We start from the raw sequence: 18,805 nt of genomic DNA on the forward strand, positions 1-18,805 counted from the left end.
AGATGGGCATTGTCGACTACGCCATACGCAACGTCCGGCTGACGATCTCGATCCTGCTGTTCTTCCTGATCGCGGGCACGATGGCTTATCAGTCCATCCCGAAGGAAGCCGAGCCGGACATCCAGATTCCGATCATCTATGTGAGCCTCACCTATCAGGGCATTTCGCCCGAGGATTCGGAGCGCCTGCTTCTGCGGCCCGTCGAGACCCGGCTGAAATCGATCAGCGGCATCAAGGAGATGCGCTCGACGGCCTATCAGGGCGGCGGCAACGTCATCGTCGAATTCCAGGCCGGATCGGATCTCGACCGGGCGCTGGAGGACGTGCGCAACAAGGTCGCCGACGCCGAGCAGGATCTGCCGGAAGACGTTGACGAACCGTCCGTCAACGAGGTCAACCTGTCGGAGTTCCCGATCCTCGTCGTGACGCTTGCAGGCGATGTGCCCGAACGCACGCTGACGCGTGCCGCGCGCGAGCTTCGTGACCGCATCGAGGAAATCCCGAGTGTTCTGGACGGCGCCCTTCAGGGGGCGCGCGAGGATCTGGTCGAGGTCGTCATCGACCCGATGAAACTGTCCTCCTACGGGCTGCAGCTCGGTGAGCTTGTCACCGCCGTGCACGCCAACAATGCGCTGGTTGCTGCGGGAGCGATGGAGGGCAGCGAGGGAAAATACGCCGTCAAGGTGCCTGCGCTGATCGAGACCGCGGAGGATATAGCCAACCTGCCGATCGTCGCCCAGAACAATGCCGTCGTGCGGGCGCGCGATCTCGCCACCATCCGCTCCACCTTCAAGGACGCCGAGACGATTACGCGTGTCGACGGCCAGCCGGCGATCGCCATCGAGGTTTCCAAGCGCACCGGCGCAAATCTCGTCGAAACGGTCGACGCGGTGAAGGCGGTCGCCGCGGAGTACCAGGAGCTCCTGCCGGAGGGGGCGACGATCTCCTACAGCCAGGACAAGTCGACTATGATCCGCCAGCTTCTCGGCGATCTGGAAAACTCCGTCCTGACCGCCGTCATCCTGGTCTTCATCGTCATCCTCTATGCCCTTTCGGGCCGCGCCTCACTGCTCATCGGCCTGGCCATTCCAGCCTCCTTCCTGATGGGCATCATGTGGCTGGCGCTCGCCGGCTACACGGTCAACATCGTCGTTCTGTTCTCGCTCATACTGGCTGTCGGCATGCTGGTCGACGACGCCATCATCGTCACCGAATTCGCCGAGCGCCGCATGACCGAGGGCATGCCCAAGACGGAAGCCTTCGCGCTTGCCGCGCGACGCATGGCCGGCCCGGTGGTGGCGGCCACGGCAACGCGTGTCGCCGCCTTCTCGCCGCTTCTGTTCTGGCCGGGCGTCGTCGGCGAGTTCATGAAGTACATGCCGATCACCCTGATCGTCACGCTGTCCTCCTCGCTCATCTACGCGCTCATCTTCGTGCCGGCGCTCGGCGCCCTGTTTGCCCGCCCGATGGTCGAGGAACAGCAGCGTGACGGCTGGTACATGCGCTTTGTCCATCGGGCCGTGCGCCATCCCTTCATCGTCACCTTCGCCACCATCGCCGCACTGGTCGCCGTGCCATACGCCTACGGCACATACGGCAAGGGCGTGGAATTCTTCCCCAGCGTCGAACCCGAATACGGGCTGCTCTACGTGCATGCCCGCGGCAATCTCTCGCTCGAGGAACAGGACATTCTCGTCAGCGCGGCCGAGCGGCGCATGCTCGGATGGCCCGGCATCGAGACGATCTATACCCGTGTCGGCCAGACGCGCGGCGGCGGCTTCGAGGTCGACGAGGACGTGATCGGGGTCATCCAGTACGAGTTCGTCGACTGGCGCGAACGCAAGCCGGCCAGCGAGATCCTCGACGATCTGCGCGCAGCCATGACCGGCATACCGGGCGCCGACATCGAGGTTTCGGTACCCGATGCCGGACCGCCGACCGGCAAGGCGATCCAGATCAGGCTGTCGGCCAGCGAGCCCGAAGGGCTCGACCAGGTGGCGCGCGAGACTGCGGCCATGCTGCGCACGGTCCCCGACGTGATCGACATTTCCAACGGCCTGCCGCCGCCCGGCATCGACTGGGAGCTCGAAGTCAACCGCTCCATGGCCGCCCGGTTCGGCATCGGCCCTGGATCGGTGGGCACAGTGGTGCAACTCGTCACCAACGGCCTGAAGCTGTCCGAATACCGTCCCGCCGGCGTCGACGACGCCGTGGAGATCCGCCTGCGCCTGCCCGAGGACCGGCGAACGCTGGCCACGCTCGACCAGCTCAGGGTGGAAACCCCCGAAGGCTCGGTTCCGATCTCCACCTTCGTGTCGCGCAGGCCGGCGCAGAGCACCGGCACGCTGACCCGCATCGACGGCGTGCGCACCGTGACGGTGCAGGCGGGCATTCGCGAAGGCGTGCAGGCCGACCCTGTGCGCCAACAGGTCGTGGCCAATCTCGAGGAGATGGACCTCGCCGGCCAGGGCGTGCGCTGGAAGCTCGCCGGCGAGGACGAGGAACAGCAGGCGGCGAGCGACTTCCTGTCGAAGGCCTTCGGCGCCGCGATCTTCCTCATCTTCGTCGTCCTGCTGGCGCTGCTCAACAAGTTCATCTCCGTCGGCCTGGTGCTCATGGCCGTCGTCATGTCGACCATCGGCGTGCTGCTCGGCCTCCTGATCATGGGCCAGCCCTTCGGCATCGTCATGACCGGCATCGGCGTCATTGCGCTGGCCGGCGTCGTGGTGAACAACAATATCGTGCTGATCGACACCTATGACAGGCTGCGCCGCGAGGGCTGGGACAAGCTCGACGCGGTTCTCCAGACCTGCCGCGAGCGTGCCCGGCCGGTGGTCCTGACGGCCGTGACGGCGATACTGGGCGTTCTGCCGATCGCCTTCGGCTTCAATCTCGAGCTTTTGAACCATGAGATGACGATCGGTGCGCCCTCCACCCAATGGTGGATCGCGCTGTCGAGCGCCATCGTCTTCGGCCTTGCCTTCTCGACCATCCTGACGCTGGTCGTCACGCCGTCACTGCTGATGATCGTCACGCGCAGCAACGAGTCCAGGCTCTACGCCTTTCTGCGCCGCTTCCGCCGCAAGCGCGGAAAGGACGAAGACCGGACGGCCGCAAAGACTGATGCGGCCGGCCTGCGGAAGGCGGCCGAATAGCTCAATAGCTCACGCCGCCACCCGATACGCTCCGTCGAGCTTCAGATCGGAAATCGCCTGGCACAGTGCCTCGACCGGGTCGGTTTCGGGTACTGTTCCCAGCAGGTTGGCGAGCTTCGTCCCGTCGAGCGAATGGCCTATGCGCCACAGATAGGACATGATGGCGATCTCGCGCATCATCGGCACGAAAAGGCCCGCCGTTCTCCAAAACGGCCAGGAGACGCCGCGCTTCGCCAGCGGACGGCCGACCGCCTGTTCGACAGCGCGCTTCATCTCCTCGCCGGTCAATGTGTGTCCGGCGAAATGATAGCTGTCGAAGTCCGCACACTCGGCGCGCCGTTCCGCCAGCAGCGCGAAGGCCTCGCCGAGATCGGGCAGATAGGCGAAGGCGTGCGGCAGGTCCATCGGTCCCGGCCAGACGAGAACGTCCTTGTCCAGCTTCGACAGGATGACGAGGTCGAGCCAGGCTTGCGGCCGGGTGCCGCCGTAGAAATCGCCGGCGCGCAGGATGAGCGTCTGCACGCCGGCCTTCTCGGCCTGCTCGGCAAAGAGGTTTTCCATCGCGATGCGGATCTCGGCCTTCTCGGTCGAGGCGACCTGCGGGGCGTCCTCCTTCATGCCGGGATGAACCGCATGACCGAAATTGTAGACATTGCCCGGCAGCATGTGTGTTGCCCCGGTGGCTTGCGCCGCGGCCGCGACATTCTCGGCCATCGGCAGCACCGTTTCACGCCACTCGGTGTATTGCGGATTGAGCGCATTGACGATGACGTCGGCGCCTTCGCAAGCCTTGATCAGGCCGATGCGGTCGAAGGCATCGACCTGCACGGCCTCGACCCCGGGCGCGAGCGTTGCCGCCTTGGCGCCGCGCGCCGCGCCCTTGACCCGCCATCCGCGTTTGATAAAGGCGCGCGCGGCCGCATCACCGACCCGTCCCGCTGCGCCCAGAACGATTGCTGTATTCATGTTTCTGCTCCTTGCTGACGGCTGCAAGATGGGTCATTTGAACATGAATTTATATTCGACGATTGTGCTTTCTAGATATTCACTGTTGAATAGAGCTATGAGCGATCTCGACTGGAACCTTATCCGCAGCTTCCTGGCTGTCGCAGAGGCAGGCAGCCTTTCCGGGGCCGCGCGCCGGCTCTCGGCCAGCCAGCCGACGCTCGGACGTCACATCGCCGAACTTGAGCGGGCGCTGGGCGCAACCCTGTTTCGCCGCGGCCGGGGCGGCTACGCGCTGACAGATCAGGGCGCCGTTCTGCTCGAGCGCGCGCGGCAGGTCGGCGGCCATGCCGACGCCTTCGTTCGGCTTGCCCAGGGTGCTGCGGCGAATGTCGCCGGCACGGTGCGCATTACCGCCAGCGAAGTGGTCGCGGCTCATGTGCTGCCGGACATGCTGGCGCGGTTCGCGGAGATGGAACCGGAGATCGAATTCGAAATCGTCGCCTCCAATCAGGTCGACAATCTGCTACGCCGCGACGCCGACATCGCCATCCGAATGACGGAGCCGACCCAGCTCGATCTCGTGGTGCGCAAGATAGCCGATCTGCCGCTGACGGCCTGCGCGGCCACGGCCTATCTGGATCGGCGCGGTCGCCCCTCGGCGCCGGAAGATCTGCTCGATCACGACCTGATCGGCTTTGACCGCGGCACCGAGATCATCGACGAATTCGCACGGCTCGGCGTTGTCATCGACCGTCACGCATTCCGCTTCAGAACCGACAACCAGATCGTCGTCTGGCAGGCGATCAAGGCCGGCAACGGCATCGGTTTCGCGCAAAGCTCGCTCGTCGCCCGGACACCGCAGGTCGAGGTGGTGCTGCCCGGCTTGCCGCTGCCGCGTCTGCCCGTATGGCTTGCCATGCATCGCGACCTGCGCACCAGTCCGCGCGTGCGCCTGGTGCGCGACTTTCTCTTCGACGAACTGAAGCGCTATTCGGCCGGCTGAGGTGCAAATTCGGCCGAGCGCGCCAGGCTGGCCATGAGACACACGACGACCAGCAGTACGGACAGGCCCACGAAAACCGGCCCGAAGCCGGTTCGCTCGCCGATAAATCCGATGGCCGACGGCGCGACCAGGATGCCGCAATAGCCCATCGTGGTGACGACGCTCATGCCGGTGCTCGACGACATGCCCTGCTGGTTGCCGGCCGCCGAAAAGGCAATCGGCACCATGTTGGCGATGCCGAGGCCGCAAAAGGCGAAGGCGGCGATGGCAAGGTAAGGGTTCGTCGCCAGCCCGCCGACCAGCATGCCGGAAGCGGCCACGAGGCCCGACAGGCGCAGCGTTGTCACCGCCCCCAGCCGGTCGCGCACCGTATCGCCGCAAAAACGCATCAGCGCCATGGTCGCCGAGAATGCGGCAAAGGCGAAGCCCGCCGTCGCGATATCGGCGCCGAGCGCCTTTTGCAGATGCAGCGCCGCCCAGTCGAGGATCGCCCCTTCCGGCACCATGGACATCAGCGCCATGAGGCCGATCAGGTAGACGGCCGGATTGGCCGGCAGCCTGAAGCCGGCGCGCCCGGCCGCAACCGGCCGGTCGTCCGTCACGACATGCCGCATCGCCGCAACCACGACGGCCAGGACGACAAGCGTGACGCACGCCGCATGCGCGACATGTCCGAAGGCCTGGATCGCCACGCCGCCAAGCGCGCCGCCGGCAAAACCGCCGAGGCTCCAGAAACCGTGCGAGGACGACATGATCGCGCGGCCGAGCTTGCGCTCTGCGGCCACCGCGTTGGAATTCATCGCCACGTCCATCGCGCCGATCGATCCGCCCATATAAAGCAATGCCGGCAGCGCCAACCAGACATTGGGCGCCAGCGCAACGATCAACAACCCGAACGATGCCGCCAGCGCGAAGGCCCGCAGCACTGCGGCCGAGCCGAGGCGGGCCATCAGCACCCCGCTCCACGGCATGGCAAGCAGCGCCCCGGTTCCGAAAGCAAGGATGAGGAGGCCCAGCGTCGTTTCGCCGATATCGAACCGTTCGAGAAGCACCGGGATCTGCGGCGCCCAACTGCCGATCATGAAACCGTTGGCCAGAAACATCGCCGCCACGGCCCAGCGCCCCTTGCGCGCCTGCGCCCTCGATTGGTTCGCGCTCGTATTGTTCGGTCTCATGGCCGTTGCCTGTTCCTGCGGAAAATTCGCACACCGCCTCCTCGTCGAAATGGCCCGAAGGCGAGATGATCGATCTGCAGGTTGAGGGTCGCGCGCCGAATCTCAGCATCAAGCGTGCAGGTTGGACCGTATGAAGGGCTTATCAAGGGCAAGACAATGAAAATTCTTGGGCCACGACCCCTGTCTTGTCGATCACATATGGCCGTCTGACCTATCCGCGCCACATTCGCTCGTCACGAATATGGCTAACAGATCGTTAACGATCGCTTGCGCCAGCCTTCCCCTCGGCAGCGACACACTGCGGACGGGAGGCGGAAGATCGTTGCGATCGGGTTTCAGGTCATTGTGCGGCGTGGAGATCTGCCATGAACAAGCGCTCTATTCCCGACGACGGCCCGTTTCGCGGGCGCAGCACGCATCAGGCTCTTTCGCAATTGCGCATGCGCGCCCGCGCCAACGCCGCGCACGGCCTGCGCCGCCCGGCAGTCGCCGTGGCGTTGGCGCTGACGGTGTGCGCCGTGGCTGCGGCAGGCGTCATTGCCATGACGTGGAACGGCACGAGCGAGATCGAAGCGGTGGCGTCGGCTTCGAGCCCCACCTCCACGCCGCCGGCCGCTCAACCGGTGATCCTCGTCAGCCAGCGCATGGAGGGGGACCCCGACAATCAGAACGTGGGGAAACCCGACGATCTGAATGTGGGCCAAGCCGACAATTTGAATGTGGGGCAGTCCGAGAATCGGCAGGAACGCGGGTCGCCCCGCAACGCTGGCGAAGAGCTCTCGCCGCTCGGCGCGGCCGACCCTCGCTGGAGCGATGAACAACTCCCAAATCAAGAGCTTGCGCCGGAAAAGCTGCGCGCCCTTGCGAAGACATATGATGCGGCCGCACCCACTGCGCAGGAAAAGACCGCGCTCAGCGCGTTGCGCAGCCTGACCGGGAGCCAGGACGAACCGCATGCCGACAGCGGCGTCATCGCCTATTCCTCGCGTGACGAACAGGAGCCCGTGGTCGAGATCGCCGAAACCGAAGCCGAAGCCGCTGCCCTCGAGGAGAAGCTGGAAATGGCGTCCAGCGAAATCGACACCGCGCAAACCGCCTCGATCCCGGCGGCCGGGCTCTCACCGGCCACCGTGACACGCTGGGTCAACATGCGGGCCGGGCCGGCTGACGAGGCCGAGATCCTTATGGTGGTTCCGGCCAATGCCGACGTCGAGGCCGAGAGCGACTGCAACTGGTGCGCCGTGGCCTATGAGGACAAGCGCGGCTTCATCTACAAGTCCTTCATCCGCCACGAAGACAAGGCGACCGAAACCGACTGACCGGCCGGCTACGGAACGGGCCCGTCATGCTCTGACGCACAGCGCGGACGCAGGAGCGTGCGCCGGCTCAGGCAAACACCACCAGCAGGTCCTTGGCGTCGATCTGGTCGCCAGCTTTCACCAGAACCTCGGTGATCGTGCCGTCGCGCTCGGCGTGCAGCGCCGTTTCCATCTTCATCGCCTCGATCGACAACAGAACGTCGCCCGCTTTCACTGCGCTGCCCGCGGCCGCCGCAATCGTCGAGACGACGCCCGGCATCGGCGCGCCGACATGCGCCGCATTGCCGGCCTCGGCCTTGCGCCGGAGTTGGGCGGCGGAAGACCCATGAACGCGGTCGGGCACCTTGACGCGGCGCGGCTGTCCGTTGAGCTCGAAAAAGACCGTGACCATGCCCTTGTCGTCCGTCTCGCCGATCGCCAGGCAGCGGATGACGAGCGTCTTGCCCTTTTCGATATCGACGAAGATCTCGTCGGTCGGCTTCATGCCGTAGAAATAGACGGGCGTCGGCAGCGTGGAGACCGGACCGTATTCCTCCTGCACGGCGGCGAAATCCGAGTAGACTTTCGGATACATCAGCCAGGACGAGAATTCGAACTCGGAGAGCGTGCGCCCCAGCTTCCCCTCGACCTCCTTGCGCGACGCCTCGAGATCGGCCGGCGGCAACAGCGCGCCCGGGCGCGCCGTGGTCGGCTTTTCGCCCTTCAGCGCCTTCTTCTGCAACACCTTCGGCCAGCCGCAAGGCGGTTGGCCAAGGTCGCCGCGCAGCATGGCTACAACCGATTCGGGAAAGGCGATGTCCTTTTTCGGGTTCTCGACATCGGCCACGGTCAGGTCCTGGCTCACCATCATCAGCGCCATGTCGCCGACGACCTTGGAGGACGGCGTGACCTTGACGATATCGCCGAACATCATGTTGACGTCGTGATAGGCCTGCGCGACCTCGTGCCAGCGGCTCTCCAGCCCCAGCGAGCGCGCCTGCTCCTTGAGATTGGTGAACTGTCCGCCGGGCATTTCGTGCAGATAGACCTCCGAGGCCGGTCCCTTGAGGTCGCTTTCGAAGGCGGCATACTGGTTGCGCACCGCCTCCCAGTAGAAGGATATGCGGCGGATCCATTGCGGATCGAGGCCGCTGTCGCGCGGCCCACCCTTGAACGCCTCGACGAGCGAGCCCAGGCAGGGCTGCGAGGTATTGCCCGAAAGCGCGTCCATTGCCGCGTCGACGGCGTCGACCCCCGCCTCGACCGCCGCCAGGATCGTCGCCGCCGAAACGCCCGACGTGTCATGCGTATGGAAATGGATCGGCAGGTCGGTGGCCTCGCGCAACGCCTTGAACAGCACGGCGGCGGCCGATGGCTTCAACAGCCCGGCCATGTCCTTGAGGGCGATGATATGCGCGCCCGCCGCCTCGAGTTCTTTGGCCAGCGCGACGTAATATTTGAGGTCATATTTCGCCCGCGCCGGATCGAGAATGTCGCCCGTATAGCAGATCGCCGCCTCGCACAGCTTGCCCTCGGCGATGACGGCGTCCATCGCCACGCGCATGTTCTCCACCCAGTTCAGGCTGTCGAAGACGCGGAAGAGATCGATGCCGCCGGCCGCCGCCTGGCGGACGAAGTGCTGCACGACATTGTCGGGGTAGCTCGTGTAGCCGACGCCGTTGGCGCCGCGCAGAAGCATCTGCGTGAGGATGTTGGGCGCACCCTTGCGAATCTGATCGAGGCGTTCCCAGGGGTCCTCGGTCAAAAAGCGCATCGCCACGTCGAACGTCGCTCCGCCCCAGCATTCGAGCGAGAAGAGCTGCGGCAGCGCCCGGGCATATGTGCCGGCGACACGCGCGATATCGTGCGTGCGCATGCGGGTGGCGAGCAGCGACTGGTGAGCGTCGCGCATCGTCGTGTCGGTGATCAGCACACGGACCTGCTCGCGCATCCATTTGGCAAAGCCTTGCGGGCCCATCTGCTCGAAAAGCTGCCTTGTCCCTTCCGGCGGCTCGCCGTCGATGAAGGGAACGACCGGTGCCGCCATCTCCTTGGGCGGCCGGGGCCGGTCGCGGGTTTCCGGATGGCCGTTGACGGAAACATCGGCCAGATAGTTCAGGAGCTTCGTTGCCCGGTCCTGCCGCTTGACCTGGGTGAAGAGCTCGGGCGTCGTGTCGATGAATTTCGTCGTATAGGCGTTGTCGCGGAATGCCGGGTGCCCGATGATCGCCTCGAGAAAGGTCAGGTTCGTCGCCACGCCGCGTATGCGGAATTCGCGCAGCGCCCGGTCCATGCGCTGGCAGGCTTCCTGCGGCGTCGGCGCCCAGGCCGTCACCTTTTCCAGCAGCGGATCGTAGAAACGGGTGATCACCGCGCCCGAATAGGCCGTGCCGCCGTCGAGCCGGATGCCGAAACCGGTGGCGCCGCGATAGGCCGTGATGCGCCCGTAATCGGGAATGAAGTTCTGCTCGGGATCCTCGGTCGTGATGCGGCACTGCAATGCATGGCCGTTGAGCCTGATGTCGACCTGCGCCGGCACGCCGGATTCGGCCGTGCCGATGGCCGCGCCCTGGAGGATGTGGATCTGCGCCTTGACGATGTCGATGCCGGTGACCTCCTCCGTCACCGTATGCTCGACCTGAATGCGCGGATTGACCTCGATGAAATAGAAGGCGCCCGTGTCGGCATCCATCAGGAATTCGACCGTTCCCGCGCCGACATAATCCGTCTCGTGCGCGATCTTCAGCGCATACTCGCACAGCTCTTCACGCTGCGCGGCGTCGAGATAGGGTGCGGGCGCGCGCTCGACGACCTTCTGGTTGCGCCGCTGGATGGAGCAATCGCGCTCGAACAGATGCACGCAAGTGCCATGCGTGTCGCCGAGCACCTGTACCTCGACATGGCGGGCGCGCTCGACGAGCTTTTCCAGATAGACCTCGTCCTTGCCGAAGGCCGCCTTGGCTTCGCGCTTGGCCTCGGTGACCTCGCGCGCCAGGTCATCCGCGGAATGGATCGCCCGCATGCCGCGACCGCCGCCGCCCCAGGAGGCCTTGAGCATGACGGGAAAGCCGATCTCGGCGGCCATGGCGCCGACCGCCGCCATGTCGTCGGGCAGCGGCTCGGTCGCCGGAACGACCGGCACGCCCACCTCCACGGCCAGGTTGCGCGCGGCCACCTTGTTGCCGAGCCGGCGCATTGTCTCGGGCCTGGGGCCGATGAAGGTGATGCCGCTCGCCGCGCAGGCCTCGGCGAATTCCGGGCTTTCCGACAACAGGCCGTAGCCGGGATGGATGGCGTCGGCGCCCGAAAGCTTCGCCACCCGGATCACCTCGTCGATCGACAGATAGCTTTCGATCGGGCCCATTTCCCTGTCGAGATGCGGACCACGGCCGACCTGGTAGGATTCATCCGCCTTGAAGCGGTGCAGCGCGTATTTGTCTTCTTCCGCCCAGATCGCGACGGTCTTTATGCCGAGTTCGTTTGCCGCTCTGAAGATCCGGATGGCGATTTCGGAGCGATTGGCGACAAGCAGCTTGGTGATCGGCAAGGGCAGGCTCCCATCTGGTCTGACACGCCATCAATAGCCCGAAATTGTTGCAGTGCAAACTTGGCTGTTTTCATCTTGCCGACACAAAAATGGCCCGGCGCGTTTCCGCGCCGGGCCAGATGCGTTCACGTAAGACGTGCGTGATCAGTTCACGTAGTCGTACTTGCCGTCCTTCCACTCGTAGAAGACATAGCCGGGCAGCGTCACGTCGCCCTTGTCGTCAAAGGAAAGCTCGCCGAGCACGGTCTTGAACGTGCCGGCATCAAGCGCCTCGATAACCGGGTCGAAGTCGGTCGAGCCCGCCGTCTCGACGGCGTCCGCCCATGCCTGGATAGCGGCATAGGTGTAGAGCACGTAGCCTTCCGGCTCGATGCCCTTGGCGCGGAACTTCTCGACCAGCGGCGCGGCATCCGGGTTCTTGCGCGGATCGGGCGAGAAGGTCATCAGCGTGCCCTGTCCGGCGTCGCCGGTGATGGCCCAGTACTCGTCGGTGACCAGTGCGTCACCCGAGACGAGCACGGTGTCCATGCCCTGCTGCTTCATCTGGCGGGCCATCAGGCCGGCCTCGGTGTGGTAGCCGCCGACATAGAGCACGCCGACGCCTTCGGCCTTGAGCTTCGAGACCAGCGCCGAATAGTCCTTCTCGCCGGCCGTGTAGGCCTCGTAGAGCGCCGGCTTGCCGCCAGCCGCCTCGTAGGCCGCCATGGTCGCGTCGGCGAGACCCTTGCCGTAGGCGGTCTTGTCGTGGACGAAGGCGACCTTCTTGTCACCGAAGTTTTCCATCAGATAGGCGCCGGCCACGTCACCCTGCTGGTCGTCACGGCCGCACACGCGATAGGTACCGGGGCCGGGACGCTCATCGGTGAATTTCGGATTGGTCGAGGCCGGCGAGATCTGCACGATGCCTTCCTCGGCATAGACCGTTGAAGCCGGGATCGAGGAACCGGAGCAGAAATGGCCCGCCATGAAGACGACGCCATTGCCGGCCATCTGGTTGGCAACCGCAACCGCCTGCTTGGGGTCGCAAGCATCGTCGCCGACCTCGAGCTTCAGCATTTCGCCGTTGACGCCGCCCGCCGCGTTGATGTCTTCCACGGCCTGTTCAGCTCCCGCCTTCATCTGCGCGCCGAAGGACGCGTACTGACCCGTCATCGGTCCGGCTGTCGCAATGAGGATGTCCGCATAGGCCGCCGTCGACATTGCGAAGCTGAGCGCAACCCCAGCCAAAAGTGCCTTTTTCATGATATCTCCCTTAAACACCTGACGATCGGTTGAAACCGGTGGTTGATGGTGTTTCGGCTCCCCCATCCGGCTCTGTGCGGGTGTTCCCTTCCCGCTTCTCGACATAAAAGCCCAATTCCCGCTTGAAATAAAGGCTCTCGGTCGAACTTCCTTGCGCCGTTTCGGCCCGCCATTCAACTCTGCCGCGGCGTCCAGCCAAACGGCCCGCTGCGGCCGAAAATGAACCCGTACTGGGTTGTCATCTGCGCTGCGCGCGTGAAGCGCTTGCCAGCGTAACCGATAGCAAGCAGCACGATGAGATCGACAGTATAATAGTGAAGCGTCAGCAGAGTGCCCTCAAACAGCGCGAAGTGGATGAATCGGGTCGCGGCCGCCAGGAGCACCATATAGCCGAACAGTTGCGCATTGGTCAGCCAGCTGCGCGCCGCCGCCCGTCCGGTCAGATAGGCCGCCGACCCGGCAAGCAAGACCGTGACAAGCACAAATTCGAATAATGTGACTTCCCACAAAAGGGAATTTTGATGTTCCATCGTTGCTCCCCGGATCGGTTCATCGCTTCACGGTATCGATGACCGATCCAACTCTTCTTTTGTCGCAATTCCAAACGCAGAACCGGTCTCCGCCTTCCTGGAATTGCTCTAATGCCGTCCGCCTTCCAGATAGGCCGCGCGCACCTCTTCCTTCTTCAGCAGTTCGCGCCCGGGACCGCTCATGGTGATGTTGCCGTTGACCATAACATAGCCGCGATGCGCCAGCTTCAGCGCATGGAAGGCATTCTGCTCGACCAGGAAGACGGTCAGTCCGTCATTGCGGTTGAGTTCCGCGATGACCTCGAAGATCTGCTTGACGATGAGCGGCGCCAGGCCGAGCGACGGCTCGTCGAGCAGGAGCAGCTTCGGTCGCCCCATGAGCGCCCGCGCAATTGCCAGCATCTGCTGCTCGCCACCCGAAAGCGTGCCGCCGCGCTGGCCGGCGCGCTCCTTCAGGCGGGGAAACAGGTCGTAGACGCGGCGCAGATCCTCGTCGAAATGCTCTTCGGCAACGAGGCTGGCGCCCATCTGCAGGTTTTCCATCACCGTCATGCGGCCGAAGATGCGCCGGCCCTCGGGCGACTGTGCAATGCCGAGCCGCATGATCTCATGCGTCGGCATGTTGGTGATGTCCTGTCCGTCATAGATGATCTGCCCGGCGCGCGCCTGCGGATTGCCGCAAATCGTCATCATCAGCGTCGACTTGCCGGCCCCGTTGGCCCCGATCAGCGTGACGATCTCGCCACGGTCGACATCGACGTCGACGCCGCGCAGCGCAACGATCTTGCCGTAATAGGTCTCGACCTTGCGCACGCTCAATAGGGCCTGTCCGTTGGCGCTCATGCCTTGCCTCCCTTACCGCGCGCGGCCGGCTTCGATGCCCGGCTCGTCGGTACCTCGCCCTTGGCGACGCGCTTGGAAAAGGCCGTCTTGCCGCCCTTGGCCAGCGTCCTGGCCTGCTTCACCCATTCCTCGCGCTCGATGCGGCCGGGAAATGCGAGATAGGCGCCGACCCATTCGACCTCCTTCTTCTTCCAGGCGGCAAGCTGGTCGAAATGCCAGATGCCGAGCGCGTTGAGCTTTTTCTCGCTGGCCGGCCCGACGCCCTTGATGAGCGTGAGATTGTCGGCGCCTGCGGCGCGCGGCGCTTCCAGGCCGGCAGGCCGCGTTCCGGCATGGCCCCCGGCATCGTCGGCGGGCCTTGCCGCCGCCTTGGCTTTCGGCGCGGCCTTGGCCTTAGGTGCTGCCTTCTTCCTCGCCGGCTTTCGTGTTGCGGCAGCCGCGGGCGCCGCCGCGACATGCACAACCTCCTCCACGTCCTGCTTGATTTCCGGCACGTCGATTTCGGCTTCGTCGTCGACGCCGAGATAGGCGGCGATCACTTTAGGGTCGGTCCTGACCTCGTCGGCCGCGCCGTCCGAGATCTTGACGCCGTAATCGAGGACGATGATGTGGTCGGAGATCTCCATGACCACGCCCATGTCATGCTCGATCAGGAGGATGGAGGTGCCTTCCTGCCGAATGAATTGCAGGATGCGATTGAGCTCGGCGGACTCACGCGGGTTCAGTCCCGCCGCCGGTTCGTCGAGGCACAGGAGCTGCGGATCGGTGCACATGGCCCGCGCAATCTCGAGACGCCGCTGCGCGCCATAGGGCAGGTCGGCCGCCGGGTCGTCGGCGCGCTCGATCAGATTGACGTGTTCCAGCCAGTATCTGGCCTTGTCGATCGCCGCCTTCTCCGCATTCTTGAAACCGGGGATGCCGAATATGCCGCCGACCGTGTAGGCCGAGGCGCGCATCAGCGCGTTGTGCTGGGCCACCATCAGGTTTTCCAGCACGGTCATGCCGCCGAACAGGCGAATGTTCTGGAAGGTACGCGCAACCTTGGCGATCTGCGATATCTCGAAGTCCGGCATGCGCTCGAGCAGGAAGACAGACCCCTCCGGCATGGACCGGTAGCGCAGCCCGCTGGCCGTGACCGCATCGACGGCTTCCGCCTGAAGGCCCGGTCCGTGACGCATCACGATGCGGCCCTCGGTTGGTTTGTAGAAGCCGGTGACGCAGTTGAAGACCGTCGTCTTGCCGGCGCCGTTCGGGCCAATGAGCGCGGTGATGTCGCCGCGCCCGACGTTGAACGACAGGTCGTTGACGGCGACCAGGCCGCCGAAGCGCATCGTCAGATGCTCGACCGTGAGGACGGGATCAACATCCCAGCGATTGCCAGCAGATGCGGCCGGCGTGGTCTGTTCCATTGCTGCCGTATCCATCAGTGACCTTCACCCTGCGCGACCATGTCGGCGCCAATGCGCTTCTTTTCCTTCAGCACGACGGTGGGCTCGCGCGTCGATATCAGTCCGCGCGGCTTCCACACCATGATCATCACCATGGCGAGGCCGAAGATCAGCATGCGATACTGCGTGGGATCGAAGCCCGGTCCGAAGATCTGCGACAGGAAGCCGAGATTGCGCAGCATCTCGATGCCGCCGATCATGACGACCGAGGCGATGACGACGCCGATCTGCGAACCCAGCCCACCGAGCACCACGATGGCCAGGATGATCGCCGATTCGAGGAAGGTGAAGCTCTCCGGCGAGATGAAGCCCTGCCGGGTGGCGAAGAACGATCCGGCGAAACCGCCGAACATGGCGCCGATGGCAAAGGCGGTAAGCTTGGTGTTGGTGGTATTGATGCCGAGCGACCGGCAGGCGATCTCGTCCTCGCGCAGCGCTTCCCAGGCTCGTCCGATCGGCAGACGGCGAAGCCGCATCGTCACTACATTGGTGATGATCGCGAGGATGAAGATGATGTAGTAGAGATAGATGTAGCGGTGGATGGAATCGTATTGCAGGCCGAAGAATGCCGCAAAACCGTCGTCGCCGCGTGAAAATTCCAGCCCCAGGAGGGTGGGGCGCGGAATGCCGGAGATGCCGTCCGGCCCGCCGGTGAACTGGTACCAGTTCAGGAGCACGATGCGGACGATCTCACCGAAGGCCAGCGTGACGATGGCGAGATAGTCGCCGCGCAGCCGCAAGACCGGGAAGCCGAGAATGACGCCCCAGAAGGCGGCCAGCAGTCCAGCCAGAGGCAGCGCCATCCAGAAACCGAAGCCGAAATTCTGCGCCAGAAGGGCGAAGGAATAGGCCCCGACGGCATAGAAGGCGACATAGCCGAGATCGAGCAGACCGGCGAGCCCGACGACGATGTTCAGCCCCCAGCCCAACATGATGTAGGTCATGATGAGGATGGCGAGGTCGATATACTGGCGGTCCCTGTCCGGAAAGAACACGGTGAAGAAGAAGGGCAAGACGATCGCGAAGGCGAGCAGGATACGCGACAACCATTTGCCGAGGCCGGACAGGTCGGTGCCTTCGAGGATCCCGGCCATACGCCCCGTCACCGGCTGCTTGGCCTTGAAGACGAAAAGATTGAGCGCGAGCCGCCCGGCAAAGACGACGGCGACAGCCGAAATCAGCAGGCCCCAGCGGAAGGTGAGCGTGAGACCGCCCGGCGCGATGTCCGTTCTGACGCCGAGGAAGAAGAAGCCGAGCACCAGGACCAGCAGCGCCGCCGTGCCGGCGTCACGCAGGGAATCGGCGAGCGACGACGACCGCGCCGGCGCGGGGAGCGAAGACGTGCTCGTTGCCATCAGACTTTCTCCACTTCCGGTTTGCCGAGCAGGCCGGACGGCAGGAAGATCAGCACGATGGCGAGGATCGAGAATGCCGCAACGTCCTTGTATTCAACAGTGAAATAGCCCGACCAGAAGACTTCGATCAGCCCGATCAGCAACCCTCCGAGCATGGCGCCGGGCAGTGAGCCGATACCGCCGAGCACGGCGGCGGTGAACGCCTTCACGCCGGCCAGGAAGCCGATATAGAAATCGATCACGCCATATAGCAGCAGGAACATCAGTCCGGCGACCGCCGCCAACGCCGCGCCCATGACAAAGGTGAGCGAGATGGTGCGGTCGACATTGACGCCAAGCAGCGCCGCCATCTTGCGGTCCTGCTCGCAGGCGCGCTGGGCCCGGCCGAGCGCCGTGCGCGAGATCAGCAGTGTGAAACCGGCCATCAGCACGACCGTCGACAAAATGATGATCATCTGCATGTAGGAGAGCTGAACGACGATGGGGCCGTTCTCGTTCATCCCCTCCATCAGCGTCACGCCGCCCTGGATCTGCGGCGGCAGCGGCTTGACCCGGGCGCCCTGCGTGACCTGCACGAAGTTCTGCAGGACGATCGACATGCCGATGGCGGTGATCAGCGGCGCCAGCCGGAAGGACCCTCGCAACGGGCGGTAGGCCAGCCGTTCGACCGTCCAGCCCCAGGCCGAGGTGAACAGCATGGCCACGATGAGAACGATGAGGAGGACCAACGGCAGAAAAGCGAAGCCGAAGACCGAAGTCAGGATGAGGAAGACGGCAAGAGCGATGAACGCCCCGATCATGAAGATATCGCCATGGGCGAAATTGATCATCCCGATGATGCCGTAGACCATCGTGTAGCCGATGGCGATCAACCCATAGATCGATCCCAGCGTCAGCCCGTTTATAAGCTGCTGGATGAAATATTCCATATTCTGTGTTGCTCCCCGGGAATGTCGCGCGGACGGCGCACTCCTTCGATTATTTCCCCTAGTCCTAGACCTTCGAACCGCGATTGCAATGTCAAATTTTCGCGACGCCGCCTCTGTGGACAATGCAACGTGAAATTTTGAGCAAAGCAGCCACGGGCCCGTGGACCAGCGCGCAAGCTATCACTGGCCCACTGCAATGTCTTTGCCTTGTGGCGGCAAATTTCGTCGTCATTTTGCATGATTTTCGAACAGGCCCCTCATTGTTCGTGGATCCTTGCAAAGGAAGACTGCTCCGAGCAGGTCGGGTTTGGCGTCCTTTCCCGCTTCATTTGACCACAAATCCATGTGCGAACGGGTCGCGATCATCGATGAAGATCGTGTTGTAGCCGGTGACGCGCGCCCAGCCGCCGATCGATGGCACGATGCCCCTGCGATCGCCGACGCCGACTTCTTTTTCGACCTTGCCGTGAAAGAGCGAACCGATGATCGATTGATGGACGAAGCAGTCGCCCGGCTCCAGGACACCCCTGGCGGCAAGCTGCGCCATGCGCGCCGAGGTGCCGGTGCCGCAGGGCGAGCGGTCGAGCGCCTTGTCGCCGTAAAAGACCGCGTTGCGGCCATGCGCGCCTTCGACCGTAGGCGCCCCGGTCCACAGGATATGGGAAAGGCCGGCGATCGACGGGTTCTCCGGGTGCTCGAAGCGGTAGGCCTCGTTCAGCCTCTGACGCAGCACCGGGCTCCAGGCAATCAGCTCGGACGCCGAATGGTCGGCCATGTCGCGGTAGTTCTCCTGCGGATCGACGATGGCGTAGAAATTGCCGCCATAGGCGACATCGACCTTGAGCGGCCCGAGCGCCGGGCAGTCCACCGCGAGCGCTTGGGAATGCAGGAAGGAGGGCACATTGGTGATGCGCACCTCTTCGACATGCTCACCCTCCTGACGGTACTCGGCGATAACTGGGCCGGCCGGCGTGTCGAGCCTCAGGACGCCGGGCGTCTTCGGGCGCACCAGCCTGTGCTCGACGGCGAAGGTCACGGTCCCTATCGTCCCATGGCCGCACATCGGCAGGCAGCCCGAGGTCTCGATGAACAGGATCGCGATGTCGCAATCGGCGCGCGTCGGCGGATAGAGGATCGAACCCGACATCATGTCGTGACCGCGCGGCTCGAACATCAGCCCGGTGCGGATCCAGTCGTACTCGGCCAGGAAATGCGCCCGCCGCTCCATCATCGTGGCGCCGTCGAGCAGCGGTCCCCCGCCGGCGACGAGGCGCACGGGATTGCCGCATGTGTGTCCGTCGATGCAGTGGAAGGAATGCCGCGCCATGCTGC

General features: G+C 64.3%; 13 protein-coding genes. 3 read left to right on the forward strand and 10 right to left on the reverse strand.

Annotated elements, in window-relative coordinates; all coding sequences use genetic code 11:
• Window positions 1-2 precede the first annotated feature (2 nt).
• Entirely contained in the window at window positions 3-3,155 is a 3,153-nt protein-coding gene (locus GM909_RS11590) for an efflux RND transporter permease subunit (RefSeq protein WP_157016543.1), read from the forward strand.
• Between the two features lie 9 nt (window positions 3,156-3,164).
• Here the strand turns inward: GM909_RS11590 and GM909_RS11595 are convergent, their stop codons facing one another.
• The gene (locus tag GM909_RS11595; protein WP_157016544.1) at window positions 3,165-4,121 is read right to left on the reverse strand and encodes an NmrA family NAD(P)-binding protein; all 957 of its coding nucleotides are present in this window, start codon (window positions 4,119-4,121) and stop codon (window positions 3,165-3,167) included.
• 97 nt (window positions 4,122-4,218) lie between these two features.
• Between GM909_RS11595 and GM909_RS11600 the strand changes: the two genes are divergently transcribed.
• A complete protein-coding gene (locus tag GM909_RS11600; RefSeq protein ID WP_157016545.1) occupies window positions 4,219-5,106 on the forward strand; it encodes a LysR family transcriptional regulator in 888 nt (295 codons plus the stop codon).
• On the opposite strand, the gene GM909_RS11605 is transcribed toward GM909_RS11600, so the two are convergent.
• The gene (locus GM909_RS11605; protein ID WP_157016546.1) at window positions 5,091-6,281 is read right to left on the reverse strand and encodes an MFS transporter; all 1,191 of its coding nucleotides are present in this window, start codon (window positions 6,279-6,281) and stop codon (window positions 5,091-5,093) included. The two genes, GM909_RS11600 and GM909_RS11605, sit on opposite strands and share 16 nt — an antisense overlap.
• Window positions 6,282-6,646: 365 nt before the next feature.
• On the opposite strand from GM909_RS11605, the gene GM909_RS11610 reads away from it, so the two are divergent.
• On the forward strand, window positions 6,647-7,600 hold the full coding sequence (locus GM909_RS11610; RefSeq protein WP_157016547.1) for an SH3 domain-containing protein: 954 nt from the start codon (window positions 6,647-6,649) through the stop codon (window positions 7,598-7,600).
• A gap of 67 nt (window positions 7,601-7,667) precedes the next feature.
• Here GM909_RS11610 and pyc read toward each other — a convergent pair whose 3' ends face one another.
• The 8 genes from pyc to GM909_RS11650 form a co-directional block, all read right to left on the reverse strand.
• Window positions 7,668-11,126 carry a pyruvate carboxylase gene (pyc, locus tag GM909_RS11615; RefSeq protein WP_157016548.1) on the reverse strand — a complete coding sequence of 1,153 codons (3,459 nt, stop codon included), beginning with the start codon at window positions 11,124-11,126 and terminating at the stop codon, window positions 7,668-7,670.
• A 144-nt stretch (window positions 11,127-11,270) separates the two neighbouring features.
• Window positions 11,271-12,368 (reverse strand): branched-chain amino acid ABC transporter substrate-binding protein, encoded by a 1,098-nt coding sequence (locus GM909_RS11620; RefSeq protein ID WP_157016549.1) that lies wholly within the window; start codon window positions 12,366-12,368, stop codon window positions 11,271-11,273.
• Between the two features lie 173 nt (window positions 12,369-12,541).
• On the reverse strand, window positions 12,542-12,898 hold the full coding sequence (locus tag GM909_RS11625; RefSeq protein WP_157016550.1) for a DUF6867 family protein: 357 nt from the start codon (window positions 12,896-12,898) through the stop codon (window positions 12,542-12,544).
• A gap of 108 nt (window positions 12,899-13,006) precedes the next feature.
• A complete protein-coding gene (locus tag GM909_RS11630) occupies window positions 13,007-13,741 on the reverse strand; it encodes an ABC transporter ATP-binding protein (protein ID WP_157016551.1) in 735 nt (244 codons plus the stop codon).
• The gene (locus GM909_RS11635; RefSeq protein ID WP_235911853.1) at window positions 13,738-15,150 is read right to left on the reverse strand and encodes an ATP-binding cassette domain-containing protein; all 1,413 of its coding nucleotides are present in this window, start codon (window positions 15,148-15,150) and stop codon (window positions 13,738-13,740) included. The genes GM909_RS11630 and GM909_RS11635 overlap by 4 nt, the downstream gene beginning before the upstream one ends.
• A 14-nt stretch (window positions 15,151-15,164) precedes the next feature.
• On the reverse strand, window positions 15,165-16,544 hold the full coding sequence (gene livM / locus GM909_RS11640) for a high-affinity branched-chain amino acid ABC transporter permease LivM (RefSeq protein WP_157016553.1): 1,380 nt from the start codon (window positions 16,542-16,544) through the stop codon (window positions 15,165-15,167).
• Window positions 16,544-17,473, reverse strand: coding sequence for an ABC transporter permease subunit (locus tag GM909_RS11645; RefSeq protein WP_157016554.1), 930 nt, complete (start codon window positions 17,471-17,473; stop codon window positions 16,544-16,546). Before GM909_RS11645 ends, livM begins: the two co-directional genes overlap by 1 nt.
• Window positions 17,474-17,798: 325 nt before the next feature.
• On the reverse strand, window positions 17,799-18,800 hold the full coding sequence (locus tag GM909_RS11650; protein WP_157016555.1) for a 4-hydroxyproline epimerase: 1,002 nt from the start codon (window positions 18,798-18,800) through the stop codon (window positions 17,799-17,801).
• Between the last annotated feature and the right edge of the window lie 5 nt (window positions 18,801-18,805).

Source organism: Mesorhizobium xinjiangense (assembly GCF_009749525.1).
GTDB lineage: Bacteria > Pseudomonadota > Alphaproteobacteria > Rhizobiales > Rhizobiaceae > Mangrovimarina > Mangrovimarina xinjiangensis.